The sequence below is a fragment of the Hydrogenophaga pseudoflava genome, from assembly GCF_031020795.1.
GTDB lineage: Bacteria > Pseudomonadota > Gammaproteobacteria > Burkholderiales > Burkholderiaceae_C > Hydrogenophaga > Hydrogenophaga pseudoflava_A.
Window position 1 is genome coordinate 556,735 of record NZ_JAVHJP010000001.1, and the last position, 15,059, is coordinate 571,793.

Here is a 15,059-nt window from a genome sequence, read left to right on the forward strand (position 1 = left end):
GTGACCGAACCGGCAAGATCCATGTCGACGACATCCATCAAGCCCCGCCTGCTCACCCACATCCACGCGCCTACGCCCTGACCCGGCCGCAGGGCCCTGGTGCGCCACTGTGCGTACCTCCCCTGCCAACGGACCACCCGATGAAGTCGGGACACCACCGGGTCAACGGCTCTCCGGCAATTCCTCCCGTTCGCGTTCTTTCGCTGGCTTGCGGCATCCTGGTGTGCGGCCTGTCCGCCCACCTTGTCAGCGACAGTGAAAAGGAAACGCAACATGAAGCGCATGCTGATCAACGCCACGCAGGCCGAAGAGCGCCGCCTGGCGATAGTGGACGGGCAGAAACTGCTCGACTACGAAATCGAAATCGAGGGACGCGAACAGCGCAAGGGCAACATCTACAAGGCGGTCGTCACCCGCGTCGAGCCCTCGCTCGAAGCCTGTTTCGTCGATTACGGCGAAGACCGGCACGGCTTCCTGCCGTTCAAGGAAATCTCCAAACAGTACTTCCAGGGCAATGTCTCTCCGTCACAGGCCCGCATCAACGATGTGATCAAGGAAGGCCAGGAGTTGCTGGTCCAGGTCGAGAAGGAAGAGCGCGGCAACAAGGGCGCAGCCCTGACCACCTTTGTGAGCCTGGCCGGCCGCTACGTGGTGCTGATGCCCAACAACCCGCGCGGAGGCGGCGTGAGCCGCCGCATCGAGGGCGAGGACCGCCAGGAACTCAAGGCGGCACTCGACCAGCTCGAGTACCCCAATGGCATGAGCATCATCGCGCGCACCGCCGGCATCGGCCGCGAGGCGGCCGAGCTGCAGTGGGACCTGAACTACCTCCTCAAGCTGTGGAACGCCATCGACGGCGCCGCGAAGGGCGGCAAGGGCGCCTTCCTGATCTACCAGGAATCGAGCCTGGTGATCCGCGCGATCCGCGACTACTTCAACAGCGACATCGGCGAGATCCTGATCGACACCGACGACATCTACGAACAGGCTCACCAGTTCATGAGCCACGTGATGCCAGAGCACGGTCACCGCGTCAAGCGCTACCGCGACGACGCGCCGCTGTTCAGCCGTTTCCAGATCGAACACCAGATCGAGACCGCCTACAGCCGCATCGTGCAGTTGCCCAGCGGCGGCGCAATCGTGATCGACCAGACCGAAGCCCTGGTGGCGGTGGACGTGAACTCGGCGCGCGCCATCAAGGGCGGTGACATCGAGGAAACCGCGACCCGCACCAACCTGGAAGCCGCCGACGAAGTGGCGCGCCAGGCCCGCCTGCGCGACCTCGGTGGCCTGATCGTGATCGACTTCATCGACATGGAGGAGTCGAAGAACCGCCGCGAGGTGGAGAACCGCCTGCGCGACGCGCTGCGCCAGGACCGCGCCCGCGTGCAGTTCGGCTCCATCAGCAAGTTCGGCCTGCTCGAAATGAGCCGCCAGCGCCTCAAGCCCACGCTCAGCGAGGGTTCGTCCATCCCCTGCCCGCGCTGCGGCGGCTCCGGCCACATCCGCGACACGGAAAGCTCGGCGCTGCAGATCCTGCGCGTGATCCAGGAAGAGTCGCTCAAGGACAGCACGGCCGCCGTGCTGGTGCAGGTTCCAGTCGAAGTGGCCAGCTTCCTACTCAATGAGAAGCGCACCGAGATCACCAAGATCGAACTCAAGCAGCGCATCAATGTGCTGCTGGTGCCCAACAAGTCGCTGGACACGCCGAACTACAAGCTCGAACGCCTCAAGCACGACGACCCGCGCCTGGACAACCTCGACTCGAGCTACAAGCTGGCCGAGGAAGTGGACGATGTGGCCAGCTTCACGAGGCGCAGCCAGGAGCGCACCAACAAGCAGGAGCCGGTGATCAAGGGCGTGCTGCCCGATGGCCCGGCGCCGGTGGCCGCGCCCAAGCCGGAGGCGGCGGCCACCACGCCGGTGGCCGCCGCCCCTGCGGTGGTGATCGAGCCTGCAGCGGCGTGCATCGCGCCCCCTGCCGAGAAAGGCTTCTTCGGCTGGCTCAAGAGCCTGTTCGGCGTGGCGCCCGCTGCGGCACCGGCCGTTTCCACCCCAGCACCGACCGCCACCGAGACGCCGAAAACCGAGCGTGGAGAAAGCAAGCCGGCAAGGGATGGCCGTGGCCGCGGTGGTCGCAACGGTGAAGGGCGTGGGGACCGCAGCGAGCGCCAGGGCAACCGCCCGGCCCGTGGCGAGAACCGGGGGGAGCGCGCCGAGGTCCAGGGCCGTGGCAACGGCGAAGGCCGCCGCGGGGACAACCGCTCCGAGGGCCGCAACGGCGAGCCGCGGGGCGAGCGCGTCGAAGGACAGGGTCGCAACGGCGGGCGCCGTGACAACCGTCGCGACAACCGCCCGGACCAGGCCGCCGAGAGCGCGGCGCTGGAAGGACAGGTCAGCGCCATTCCGGCAGGAGACACACCCGAAGCAGCCCCGGAAGGTGCGCGCCGCGAACGCCGCGGTGGACGAGGCGACAACCGCCGGCGTCAAGGGCAGGAACCCGGCGACAACACGCCGCAGGGTGTGACCGACGCCGCTGTGCTCCCCGCGTCTCTGGCAGACGCGCCCCCGGAGCAGTCGCTGTCGGAACCTGCCGACGCCGTGCCCGAAGGCGAGGCCTCCGCGCCCCGCGCTCCGCGTGAACGCCGCAGCCGCGACCGCTACGGTCGCGATCGCCGCGAGCGCGCACCGCGCGAAGGCGACACCCGTGAAGAAGCCTCTTCCGGCACAGACGCAACGCCCTCCGTGATGGCCGAGCAGGACGAGCAGCGCCCGGTGCGCAGCTATTTCACCCAGCCTGTTGCGGCTCCTTCGCAGACCGACCCGGCCCCTGCGGCGGCGGTGGAACTGGCAGTGGCTCCGGTGCTGGCGGCGCCCCCGTCCCCTGCTCCTGCGGTGGCTGTGGCCGCATCTGCAGGTGGCATGCCCAAGGTCGTGCCGTACACCCTGTCTATGGGTGACCTGCACAGCGTGGCCCAAGCCAGCGGACTGGAATGGGTGAACTCGGACGCCGCCAAGGTGGCCGAAATCCAGGCCGCCATCGCGGCCGAACCCAAGCCGATCCATGTGCCTCGTGAACCCAAGCCTGTGCTGGTGGTCGATGAAGGCCCTCTCGTGCTGGTGGAGACCCGCAAGGACCTGCGCGATGTGAACCTGCCGTTCGAGAACCGCTGATCGCGCAACGGCCAGAGGCTCCCCTTGAAAAAAAGCCGACCCAGGGTCGGCTTTTTTCTTGGCCTCGACGGCTGGTGACCGAATCCGGGGTCGATCGGGCGGTGTTCAGTCGGCCAGCAATGCCGCGCGCTTCCACGCAGCCTGGGCAGCTACCTGGTCCTGGCGCTCCTCGGCCAACAACGCCAGGGCGCACCAGGTGCGCCTCAGCAGGCCCGGCTCGCGAAGACTGTGGCTGGCCTGGCCCAGCAGCTGCGCCGCCTTGCCCCACAGCTGGCGCTGCCGGCAGGCCTGCCCGGTGAGGTACTGCAGGTAAGCGTTGTTGGGCCACTGCCGCTGACTCTGTTCCAGACGGGCCAGGCCCGTGGCATCGAGCCGCATGAGTCCCGGCTCCAAGGCCAGCGTCAGTTGGTGCTGCAAGCGTTCATCCAGCGCGGCGAACCCTTGCCACACCGGCTCCAGCCATCCGGCGGTCAGCCCATGTGCCTGCACCGCCATGTCCTCCTCAGGCGCCATGGCCACCAACCGGTGGGCCCGCTCCACCGCGGCAAGAATCAGTTCGGGCATCGTCTGCTCGGACATATCGAGGCGCGACCACACGGATTGCAACTGGGCCAGGTCGTGCGCCTCGCGCAGCGCATCCAGCGCAAGACCCCGCACGATGCTGCGCGAGGCCTCTGGCGAAAAGGCGCGGTGCTTGGCCAGCAGACGCGCCGTTTCCAGCGCTTCGGCGGTGGCGCCGCCCAGCCGGGCGACCCGCAGCTTCAGGCGCAGGGTCTGGATGCGGCGCGACGCCCCCTGCGGCAGTTCGTCCAGGTGGCTGCGGGCGGCCTGGAGATCGCGGTCCTCGACCGCCCAGCGCACCGCCCGCATCAGGGCCCCTTCGCGGGCCTCGACGGATTCCTTGGCCAGCTTCGGATGCAGGGCCGCCTGCAGGTGTTCGTCGCGGGTGCCGCGGTTCTGCAGCGATTGCGCGGCCTCGGCCACCAGCAGGTGGGCCAGCAGCTGGAGCTGCCCACGGCGCGGCCACTGGGCCGCCGGATGGCTGTTGAGTTGCTCCAGCGCCGACAACCCGGCCGCCTGCGCCCGCACGAAGCGCCCCGCGATCTGGTTGGACAGGGCGTCCATCACCGCACCCACCGCCGCCCGCTCCATCTGCTGGCTGCGCCAGCGCTGCGCCTGGCGGGGCAACTCGCGGAACAGGCTCAGGGCGCGCAAGGCCAGGTACAGCAGCACGAAGCCCGCGACCAGGCAGAACAGCACGAAGTTGAACGAGACGTCGAACCGGTAAGGAGGCCAGAACAGGCTCACCATGGCCTGGTTGTGTCCGGTCAGCAGGGCCAGCGCCACCGCAAGCGCAGCCAGCCCGAGCAACCAGAAGACGTTGCGCATCGCGCCCAGCTGGCGCCGTGCTCCGTTCATCAGCGACCTCCCGCGGCCACCGCGAGCGCCGCCAGGCTTTCTTCGGGCCGGGGCCATTCGGTGAGCACCAGTTCCGCACGCAGCTGTGTCACGGCGGCCTGCGCGGCGGCCACGTCGGGTGCGGTGGTGTCGAAGTGGCGGGCGAGCGCCGCATCGATGGTCTTGAGGTCGTCCTGCACCGCGTCCATCTGGCGGGCCAGCAGACCCAGCCGCGCGTTGAGCAGCCGCAGCTTGAGGTTCTCCCGCAGGAAGAACGCCTGCTCCGGCGCCAGCAGCACCGCTTCGGGACGGTCGATGCGGCTCACACGCACCAGCTCACGTCCGCTGCGGGTGGTTTCTTCCCATACGCGCGACCAGAAACCGGTCCAGGTCTGCACGGCGCGGTCCCAGCCGCCCTGAGCGGGCGCGGGCGGATCGACCGGGCTGGCGCCTTCTGCCGCGTGCTGCGGCCGGGCGGCTGCCTTGCGCGCCGCGGGCGAGCGGGGCCCCACGTCGTTGGGCACAGGCCATTGGTCCACCCGCTGTACGAGCTCGTCCAACCGCTGGACCAGCGAGGGCACATCGGCCACGGAGGTGCTGCGGATGCGCTGCACGTCGCGCGCGATGGCGCGCTGCACCGGGTTCAAACGCGGCTGGGCGGCCCGGGCGATGCGCTCATCGGCCGACTGCAGCGCCGCGAGCAGCGGCTGCACGCTGCCGGTGAGCTGGGACTGCTGCTGGGCCAGGCGCAGGGAAGATTCCAGGTCCTGCACCAGGTTGTCATCGCGCGAGCGGGACAGCGCCAGCATCAGCTCTTCGAGCTGGGAGCGCTGCAGACTGACTTCGGACAGACGGACCTCGGCCACCGCCAGACGCGCCTGCAACTCCTTGACCTGAGCCTCGGCCTGGGTTGCCAGCGCGCGCGTCTCCGACGACTGGGTTTCGCCAATCTGGGTGCGGCGTGCCAGCTCCTTCTGTGTGAAGTCCATCTTCTGCCACAGCAGGCCGGCCATCATCAGCGTCAGCACCGCCAGCAGCAGGGCCAGCGCACCCAGCCAGGCACCGCTTCGACGGATGGGTGCGGGGGAGCCGGCAGCGGCGGCCACCACGGGCAGACCGGGGCTCGCCACAGCGGAGGAAGGTTCGGGGGTGTCGTTGCTCATGTCGGGCTCCGCATTGATTCTAGGGCGAGCAACACATCGGCCAATGCAGGGCGGCTGGTGTGCACCTGCACGAAGCCTGCGGCCCGCGCCGCGGCAGCGATCCGTTCGTGCGTGCACAAGGCCGCGGCACGGGACCAGTCGGTCGCCGGCATGGCGGTCTGCAGATGGGCGACCGCTTCGGAGCTGCTGAAAAGCCAGAGGCCATCCTGCACCGCGAGGGTCCGGTCGGACGCAGACCAGCGCGGCGCATGCCGCTCGTACGCGGCACAGGTGTCGACTTGGGCCCCGCGCGCGCGGCACTGCTCCAGCAGCCATTCACGCCCGTTGCCTTCGGCACCGCCTGCGAGCGCCCCATCGGCCGCGGCGGACACCCCCCGCACCACCAGCACCCGGGCGCCAGGCCTGGCCTGCGACGACACCACGGGCCACAGGTGCTCGGAATCGAACTGCGGCGCATCCGCTGGCGGCTGGTCAACCCGGTCGGGGCCCAGACCCAGGCGCTGCAAGGCCTCAGCAAGCACGCGCGCGGTGCCAGGCCCCGGCGCCCAGAACCGGGTACCGGCCTGGTGCGCTTCGCCGTCCGCAACCACGCCATCGAAGAAGTGCTGCACCGCCGCGCTGCTCACGAACATCAGCGCATCCCAGTGGCTCCAATGGGACTGTGCGTGGCGCAGCCGCGCCAGAACCTGCGGGTCGCGCGGGGTGCCGATGTCGATCAGCGGCAGGCTGTAAGCCGCCCATCCCTGGGCCTGCAGCGCCGCCACCCAGGCGGCGGCTTCGCCAGCGGGCCGTGTCACGATCACCCGGGACCAGCGGGAAGGCACGGCCGCGTGCCCTGCCAAGGCTCAGCCTCCCGCTGCGCGGGCGCCGCCGGCGCGCAGGGCCTGCGCCACCCGGTGCCCCAGGGACTCTGCCTGCTCCAGCGTCTCGACGTGCGCCTGCTCCTGCACCCGCACCACCGCCGTGCGTCCCTCCGGGTCACCCCAGGCGGCGTCCAGGCGCAGGGTCTGCGGTGCCTCGGCATCCCAGCGGGCGTAAGCAGCCAGCGGCATCGAGCAGCTGCCCCCCATGGCGCGGGAGACCGTGCGTTCAGCCGCCACCCGCAGCCAGGTCGGCATGTGCACCAGTGGCGCGAGGGCCTGCATCAGATCGGTGCGGTCGCTGCGCACCTCGATGCCCAGCGCACCCTGTCCTGCGGCGGGAAGGGACTGCTCGGGGTCGAAGATGCTGCGGATGCGCGGAGACAGGCCCAGCCGCTTGAGGCCGGCCGCGGCCAGCACGATGGCGTGGTACTGGCCTTCGTCGAGTTTGCGCAGGCGGGTGTCAAGGTTGCCGCGCAGCGGTTCGATGCGCACGTCCTGCCGGCCCAGGCGGTCCAGCGCCTCTCGCAGCAGCACCAGCCGGCGCAGGCTGGATGTGCCCACCACCCCGTCACGGGGCAGATCGGCCAGCGAGGCGCACGACGGGGACACCCAGGCATCCCGCGGGTCTTCGCGTTCCATCACACAGGCCAGGGCGAAACCGTCGGGCAGGTCCATCGGCACGTCCTTGAGCGAATGCACCGCGATGTCGGCGCGCCGCTCCTCCAGTGCCACCTCCAGCTCCTTCACGAACAGGCCCTTGCCCCCCACCTTGGAGAGACTGCGGTCGAGGATCTGGTCGCCCTGAGTGGTCATGCCCAGCAGCGTCACACGGTGGCCCAAAGATTGCAGGAGCGCCCGGACATGCTCGGCCTGCCACAGTGCCAGACGGCTCTCCCGCGTGGCGATCGTGATGTCAAGCGAGGCGGGCGGGTTTGAAATGGACACGGTGCGATGTCAAAAAAAGATCAGGCCAGAACCGGCGTTTTTGTACCCCGTTGGTAACGGCGCGGGGAACTTTGGATGCTAGCATGCCCCCTGCCCAAAATTTCAGCAAAACCTCTCTCGGCACCCCTCGCCATCACCCCGCATGAGCCCCTCGCCCTCCCGCAAAGCCGCCCTCTCCTCCCGCAGCCGTGCTGGCGCCGACAAGGACCTGCCCCTGGTCGAGGACATCCGACTGCTGGGCCGCATCCTCGGCGATGTGATCCGCGAGCAGGAGGGCAAGGCGATGTTTGAGCTGATCGAGCTGATCCGCCAGCTCTCGGTGGCCTTCCGCCGGCACGCCGACGAATCAGCCGACAAGACACTCAAGAAGCTGCTCAAGGGCCTGTCGGGCCAGCAGACGGTGAGCGTGATCCGCGCCTTCACCTACTTCAGCCACCTCGCCAACCTGGCCGAGGACCGCCATCACATCCGCCGCCGCGCCATCCACGAACGCGCGGGCGATCTGCAGCCCGGCAGCCTGGCCATGACCCTGCAGCGCCTGCACAAGGCCGGCATTGCGCCGCCGCAGATCGTGCAGACCCTCGCCGCCGCGCACATTTCTCCCGTGCTCACCGCCCACCCCACCGAAGTGCAGCGCAAGAGCATCCTGGACGCCGAACGCGACATCGCCCGCCTGCTGGCGGAGCGCGAACACCTGCTGCCGCGCGAGCTGGCCGACAACGAACTGCAGCTGCGCGCCCGTGTCACGCAACTCTGGCAGACCCGCCTGCTGCGCTACACCAAGCTCACCGTCGCCGACGAAATCGAGAACGCGCTGAGCTACTACCAGGCCACATTCCTCAACGAGATCCCGCGGCTGTACCGTGATCTCGAAGAAGGGCTGGGCGAAGCCGCGGCCGAAGGCCTCGCCCCCTTCCTGCGCATGGGACAGTGGATCGGCGGGGACCGCGACGGCAATCCGAACGTCACCGCACCCACCCTCGACCTCGCCCTGCGCAGCCAGTGCGAGATGGTGCTGCGCCACCACCTGACGCAGGTCCATCTGCTCGGCGCCGAGCTGTCTGTGTCGGCCATCCTCACTCAGGTGACGCCCGCCATGCAGGCACTGGCCGAGCGCTCCCCCGACCGCAACGCCCACCGCCAGGACGAGCCCTACCGCCGCGCCCTCACCGGCATGTACGCCCGCCTGGCCGCCTCGCTCCAGGCGCTCACCGGCGGCGAAGCGGCGCGGCATGCCGTCGCACCGCAAGACCCTTACCGGGGCCCGGAAGAACTGCTGGCCGACCTGCGCACCATTGAGGCCTCGCTGCTCGCCCACCACGGCGCCCACCTGGTGCGCAACCGCCTGCGCCCGCTGATCCGTGCGGTGGAGGTGTTCGGCTTTCACCTCGCCACGGTCGATCTGCGCCAGAGCTCGGACAAGCACGAAGAGGTCGTGGCCGAACTGCTGGCCACGGCGCGCATCGAGACCGACTACAGCGCCCTTGACGAGGCGACCAAGCAGGCAGTGCTGCTGCGCCAGCTCAACGATGCGCGCCCGCTGCGCGTGCCCGGTGTCACCTACTCGGCCCATGCCCAGAGTGAACTGGCGATCTTCGACACCGCCCGACTGGCGCGCCAGCGTTACGGCAGCGCCGCCATTCGCCACGCCATCATCAGCCACACCGAAACCGTGAGCGACCTGCTGGAGGTGCTGCTGCTGCAGAAGGAAGTGGGGCTGGTGCGGGGCCTGCTCGCCGAAGATGCGGTGGCGGACCTGATCGTGGTGCCACTGTTCGAAACCATCGAGGACCTGCGCAACGCGGCGCCCATCATGCGCGACTACTACGGCCTGCCGGGCGTGCGCGAAATGGTGCTGCGCGGTGCGGCCGACGGCTATGGCGAGCAGGACATCATGCTGGGCTACTCGGACAGCAACAAGGACGGCGGCATCTTCACCAGCAACTGGGAGCTGTACCGCGCCGAGATCGCGCTGGTGGAGCTGTTCGACAGCCTCAATGCAAATGCCGACAAGACCATCCAGCTGCGCATGTTCCACGGCCGCGGCGGCACCGTCGGCCGCGGCGGCGGCCCGAGCTATCAGGCCATCCTGGCCCAGCCGCCCGGCACGGTGCGCGGCCAGATCCGCCTGACCGAGCAGGGCGAGGTGATCGGCTCGAAGTACGCCAATCCCGAGATCGGCCGCCGCAACCTGGAAACCCTGGTCGCGGCCACATTGGAGGCCACACTGCTGCAGCCCACGCGCAACGCACCCAGGGCCTTCCTCGAAGCCGCAGCCGAACTGTCGTCGGCCAGCATGAAGGCCTACCGCGCCCTGGTCTACGACACACCACGCTTCCCCGAGTACTTCTTCGCTGCCACGCCGATCCGGGAAATCGCCGAACTCAACATCGGCTCGCGTCCGGCCTCGCGCAAGGCGACGCAGAAAATCGAAGACCTGCGCGCCATCCCCTGGGGCTTCAGCTGGGGCCAGTGCCGCCTGACGCTGCCGGGCTGGTACGGCTTCGGCTCGGCGGTCCAGGCCTTCCTCAAGGGTGGCGGCGCCAAGGGACAGGCCGAGCGCAAGGAACTGCTGCAGAAGATGTTCAGGCAATGGCCCTTCTTCAGCACCCTGCTGTCCAACATGGACATGGTCATGGCCAAAAGCGACCTGGCCCTGGCCACGCGCTACGCCGAGCTGGTTGGAGACAAGAAGCTGCGCAAGAAGGTGTTCGATGCCATCGAGGCCGAGTGGCACCGCACGGCCGAAGCGCTGACGCTGGTCACCGGCGAGAAGCAGCGGCTGGCGAACAACGAGGCGCTGCAGCGCTCGGTGCGCCACCGCTTCCCCTACATCGACCCGCTGCACCACCTGCAGGTCGAGCTGGTGCAGCGCCACCGGGCGGGCGATCTCGACAACGAGGACGAGAAGGTCCGTCGGGGCATCCACCTCTCGATCAACGGCATCGCGGCCGGGCTGCGCAACACCGGCTGAGGACATCCCCCAACGACAGCGGGGGCAGAGGGTCGGCCACTAAAATGAATCCGTGACCCACTTGACCAACGCCGACCTGCATTGCCACTCCGTTGTCTCGGATGGCACGCTCACGCCCGAAGAACTCGCACCACGGGCCAAGGCCAACGGCGTCGAACTCTGGGCGCTGACCGACCACGACGAGGTGGGCGGCCAGGAGCGCGCGGCGGCGGCGGCCCGTCTGGTCGGTCTGCCCTACCTCACCGGCGCGGAAATTTCCGTGACCTTCGCGGGCGTGACAGTGCACATCGTCGGGCTGGGGTTTGACCCCACCGACCGTGCCTTGGTCAACGGCCTGCGCCAGACCCGCGGTGGCCGCGAGGAGCGCGCCCGGCAGATGGGGGTGGAGCTGGCACGGGTGGGCATTCCGGGCGCCTTCGAAGGCGCGATGAAATACGTCGGCAACCCCGACCTGATCTCGCGCAGCCACTTCGCGCGCTACATCGTCGAGTCGGGCCACTGCTCCGACACCAACGCCGTGTTCCGCAAGTACCTGGCCGAAGGCAAGCCCGGTTTCGTGCCACACCGCTGGGCCAGCCTGGGCGACGCGGTGAAGTGGATCACTGGTGCCGGTGGTGTGGCGGTGATCGCCCACCCGGCCCGCTACAAGTTCACCGCCAACGAAGAGTTCGCGCTGTTCAACGAGTTCCGTGCGCACGGTGGGCGGGGCGTCGAGGTGGTCACCGGTGCCCACAGCCAGGCCGACTACGTGAAGTACGCCGAGTTCTGCAGCGAGTTCGGCCTGCTGGCCTCGCGCGGCAGCGACTTCCACAGCCCCGATGAAAGCCATACAGATCTCGGCAAGCTGCCCGACCTGCCCGGCAACGTGACGCCGGTCTGGTCCCTGCTCGAGTCCCGCGTCCAGTGATGTCCGCGCTCCCGGTGGCCCACGGCCGCCGTGCCGCGTTGGGTGTGGCCTGTCTGGTCAGTGCCATGGCCTGCTTCGCGGTGCTGGACACCGCGGTCAAGGTGGTCGGGGCCTTCATCTCGGTGCTGGTGGCGGTCTGGTTCCGCTACATGTTCCAGGCCGTCGCGGTGACAGCGGTGATGCTGCCGGTGCGCGGCCGCCGCTTGTGGCGCACGGAGCACCCGCGGTTCCAGCTGGTGCGTGGCCTTCTGCTCCTGGCCGTGAGCGCGCTGTCGTTCGTGAGCGTGCAGTTCATGCCGCTGGGCGAGTTCACTGCCTTTGTCATGACCACACCCCTGGTGGTCACGCTGCTGGCAGCCACGTTCCTGGGGGAGAAGGTGTCGCCACTGCGCTGGGCGCTGGTCGCTGGCGGGTTCATCGGCGCCATGCTCGTGGTGCAGCCCGGTGGCGCAACGATCGGCTGGGCCACGCTGTTGCCGGTCGCCATGGTGCTGACCTATGCCGGGTTCCAGATCCTGACCAGCCGCATGGCACGCACCGAAGACCCGATGACCATGCACTTCTACACCGGCTGGGTCGGCGCGCTGGTCGCATCGGCCGTGCTGCCCTTTGTCTGGCAGGGCATGCCCGACGCCCGGGCCTTCGCGCTGCTCTGCCTGGTCGGGCTGATGGGCACCGTGGGACACTTTCTGCTCATCCTCGCCTTCGCGCGCACCAGCGCCTCGGCTCTCACGCCCTTCGTCTACACGCAGATCGGCTTCGCGATGTTCTGTGGCTGGCTGGTGTTCGACCATGTGCCGGGCCCGCACGAGTCGCTGGGCATCGGCCTGATCGTCGCCTGCGGCCTCGCGGCAAGCTGGCTGACCACGCGCAAGGGCCAGGGTGTGCCGCAGCCGCCCCCACCCACCTGAAACCGCGGACCGGCCAGCGCACAATTGCGTCATGTCCCAGTTTTTTGAAGTCCACCCCGACAACCCGCAGCCGCGCCTGCTCAAGCAGGCGGTGCAGTTGCTCGAGCGCGGCGGCGTGCTCGCGGTACCGACCGACTCCAGCTACGCCCTGGTCTGCCACCTGGACGACAAGGGCGCCGCCGACCGGCTGCGCCGCATTCGCCAGGTCGACGACAAGCACCACCTGACCTTGCTCTGCCGCGACCTGAGCCAGCTCTCCAGCTACGCCAAGGTGGACAACCGCCAGTACCGACTGCTCAAGCTGGCCACGCCGGGGCCCTACACCTTCATCCTGGAGGCCAGCAAGGAAGTGCCCCGGCGGGTGAGCCATCCGTCGCGCAAGACCATCGGGCTGCGGGTGCCCCAGCACACCGCACTGCTGGCCCTGCTCGACCTGCACGACGCGCCACTGTTGGCCACCACGCTGATCGCGCCGGACGAGAGCGAACCGATGAACGATGCCAGCGAGATCAGGGAACGCTTCGAACACGAGCTGGACGGCGTGATCGACGCGGGCGCCTGCGCCCTCGAACCCACTTCCGTGATCGACCTCACCCCCATGGGCACAGGGGGTGAGCCCGAGGTGGTGCGCGAGGGCCGCGGGCCGCTGCATCCCCTGGGTCTGGGACAATAGCCCGATGGATTTCGCCCAGATCGTTCAAACCGTCGCCATCTACGCCCTGCCCGTGCTGTTCGCCATCACGGTGCACGAGGCGGCCCACGGCTATGCCGCGAGGCACTTCGGCGACGACACCGCCTGGAAGCTGGGTCGCATCACGCTCAACCCGGTCAAGCACATCGACCCGATCGGCACCATCCTCATGCCGCTGGTGCTGTATTTCGCGACCGCCGGTGCGTTCCTGTTCGGCTACGCCAAGCCGGTACCGGTGCAGTTCGGACGCCTGAAGAACCCCAAGCGGGACATGGTCTGGGTGGCGCTGGCGGGGCCGGGCGCCAACCTGGCGCAGGCCATTCTCTGGACCCTGGCGCTGTACCTGATGGTCTTTTTCGGTGTGGGCGAGCGGTTTTTTCTCGAGATGGGCCGCGCGGGCGTGCTGGTGAACCTCGTGATGTTTGCCTTTAACCTGTTTCCTGTTCCGCCGCTTGACGGGGGACGCATCCTGGTCGGCCTGCTGCCATGGAAACAGGCCGTCATGGTCTCGCGCATCGAACCCTGGGGCTTCTTCATCGTGATGGCGCTGGTCATCATGGGCGTGATCGGATCGCTCTGGATGTACCCGCTGATGGGCCTGACCAATTCCCTCATCGAGCTGCTGCTCACCCCGCTGCGCGCGCTGCTGTTCTGATTTTTCTCCCGACTGTCCATGAGCCTTCAACGCGTCCTGACCGGCATCACCACGTCCGGCACACCCCACCTGGGCAACTACGTCGGCGCCGTGCGACCCACGGTGCGCGCCAGCCGCCTGCCCGATACCCAGAACTTCTATTTCCTGGCCGACTACCACGCGCTCATCAAGACCGGGGGTGCACCAGAACGCGTACAGCGCTCCACGCTGGAGATCGCCGCCACCTGGCTGGCCTGCGGTCTCGACCCCGAGAAGGTGACCTTCTACCGCCAGTCCGACATCCCCGAGATTCCCGAACTCACTTGGCTGCTCACCTGCGTGACCGGCAAAGGCCTGCTCAACCGCGCCCATGCCTACAAGGCCTCGGTCGACAAGAACAATGCGGCCGGAGAAGACCCGGACGCTGGCGTGACCGCTGGCCTGTTCATGTACCCGGTGCTGATGGCGGCCGACATCCTGATGTTCAACGCCCACCAGGTGCCGGTGGGGCGCGACCAGATCCAGCACATCGAGATGGCGCGCGACATCGCCTCGAGCTTCAACCATCTCTATGGCGAGCACTTCACGCTGCCCGAAGCGGTGACCGAGGACCACGTGGCCTTGCTGCCCGGCCTGGACGGCCGCAAGATGAGCAAGAGCTACGACAACACCATTCCGCTGTTCGCACCGAAGGAACAGCTGCGCAAGCTGATCATGGGCATCCTGACCGACTCGCGCGCCCCCGGCGAACCCAAGGACACCCAAGGCTCGGCCCTGTTCCAGCTGTACCAGGCCTTTGCGAGTGCCGAAGAAACCACCGCCCTGGCCCAGGCCTATGCCGATGGCATCGCCTGGGGGGAAGCCAAGCAGGTGCTGTTTGACCGGCTGGAGCGCGAGATTGCACCAATGCGCGAGGTCTACGACGCCCTCATCCAAAACCCGGCGCAGATCGAAAAAACGCTCCGGGCGGGGGCCGAGAAGGCACGGGCCATCGCCACTCCGTTCACCGCCCGTCTGCGCCACGCGGTGGGCCTGCGTTCGCTGGCCGACCTGCCCAGCGGAACCACCGCCAAGGCGGCGAAAGCGGCTGCCCCAGCCTTCAAGCAATACCGCGAAAGGGACGGGCAGTTCTATTTCAAGCTGGTCGACGCCCAAGGCAAGCTGCTGATCCAGAGCGCCGGCTTTCCGGCCCCCCGGGATGCGGCGGACGCCATCCGGCAGTTGCAATCGCAAGGAGAGGCCGCACTTGGGGTGCTTCAGGACCGGCTGTCGGTGACCGGGAGTCCCTCCGAGGTCGCCTCCGCCCTGCAGCATTTCGCCTCGACCGTGACCTGAGTCCGGGTTTGGCCGCCATTGCAGCCCCTCTTTCCCCATGAGGCCCCCCCCGGTGAGACAATAC

General features: G+C 68.4%; 11 protein-coding genes. 7 read left to right on the top strand and 4 right to left on the bottom strand.

The window, feature by feature from the left end; translation table 11 throughout:
• The first annotated feature begins 273 nt into the window (after window positions 1–273).
• Window positions 274–3,174: a ribonuclease E/G gene (locus tag RCO38_RS02760; protein WP_308326764.1), complete on the top strand. Its 2,901-nt coding sequence runs from the start codon at window positions 274–276 to the stop codon at window positions 3,172–3,174.
• 105 nt (window positions 3,175–3,279) lie between these two features.
• Here RCO38_RS02760 and RCO38_RS02765 read toward each other — a convergent pair whose 3' ends face one another.
• From RCO38_RS02765 to hemC, 4 genes are read right to left on the bottom strand one after another with little or no spacing between them, the layout of a single operon-like run.
• Complete coding sequence (locus tag RCO38_RS02765; protein ID WP_308326765.1) at window positions 3,280–4,593, bottom strand: heme biosynthesis HemY N-terminal domain-containing protein; 1,314 nt, start codon at window positions 4,591–4,593, stop codon at window positions 3,280–3,282.
• A complete protein-coding gene (locus tag RCO38_RS02770) occupies window positions 4,593–5,735 on the bottom strand; it encodes a uroporphyrinogen-III C-methyltransferase (protein ID WP_308326766.1) in 1,143 nt (380 codons plus the stop codon). Before RCO38_RS02770 ends, RCO38_RS02765 begins: the two co-directional genes overlap by 1 nt.
• Window positions 5,732–6,559, bottom strand: coding sequence for a uroporphyrinogen-III synthase (locus tag RCO38_RS02775; protein ID WP_308326767.1), 828 nt, complete (start codon window positions 6,557–6,559; stop codon window positions 5,732–5,734). Before RCO38_RS02775 ends, RCO38_RS02770 begins: the two co-directional genes overlap by 4 nt.
• Before the next feature lie 21 nt (window positions 6,560–6,580).
• Window positions 6,581–7,543 (bottom strand): hydroxymethylbilane synthase, encoded by a 963-nt coding sequence (gene hemC / locus RCO38_RS02780; RefSeq protein WP_374694497.1) that lies wholly within the window; start codon window positions 7,541–7,543, stop codon window positions 6,581–6,583.
• Window positions 7,544–7,685: 142 nt separating this feature from the next.
• On the opposite strand from hemC, the gene ppc reads away from it, so the two are divergent.
• The 6 genes from ppc to RCO38_RS02810 are packed head-to-tail and all read left to right on the top strand — an operon-like array spanning window position 7,686 to window position 14,995.
• Window positions 7,686–10,517: a phosphoenolpyruvate carboxylase gene (gene ppc, locus RCO38_RS02785; protein ID WP_308326768.1), complete on the top strand. Its 2,832-nt coding sequence runs from the start codon at window positions 7,686–7,688 to the stop codon at window positions 10,515–10,517.
• A gap of 52 nt (window positions 10,518–10,569) precedes the next feature.
• Window positions 10,570–11,424, top strand: a complete 855-nt coding sequence (locus tag RCO38_RS02790; protein WP_308326769.1) for a 3',5'-nucleoside bisphosphate phosphatase — start codon at window positions 10,570–10,572, stop codon at window positions 11,422–11,424.
• Window positions 11,424–12,335: a DMT family transporter gene (locus tag RCO38_RS02795; protein ID WP_308326771.1), complete on the top strand. Its 912-nt coding sequence runs from the start codon at window positions 11,424–11,426 to the stop codon at window positions 12,333–12,335. Before RCO38_RS02790 ends, RCO38_RS02795 begins: the two co-directional genes overlap by 1 nt.
• A gap of 31 nt (window positions 12,336–12,366) precedes the next feature.
• Window positions 12,367–13,008, top strand: coding sequence for an L-threonylcarbamoyladenylate synthase (locus tag RCO38_RS02800; RefSeq protein ID WP_308326772.1), 642 nt, complete (start codon window positions 12,367–12,369; stop codon window positions 13,006–13,008).
• Between the two features lie 4 nt (window positions 13,009–13,012).
• Window positions 13,013–13,681, top strand: coding sequence for a site-2 protease family protein (locus RCO38_RS02805; protein WP_308326773.1), 669 nt, complete (start codon window positions 13,013–13,015; stop codon window positions 13,679–13,681).
• An 18-nt stretch (window positions 13,682–13,699) separates the two neighbouring features.
• Window positions 13,700–14,995: a tryptophan--tRNA ligase gene (locus RCO38_RS02810; protein ID WP_308326774.1), complete on the top strand. Its 1,296-nt coding sequence runs from the start codon at window positions 13,700–13,702 to the stop codon at window positions 14,993–14,995.
• Window positions 14,996–15,059 lie beyond the last annotated feature (64 nt).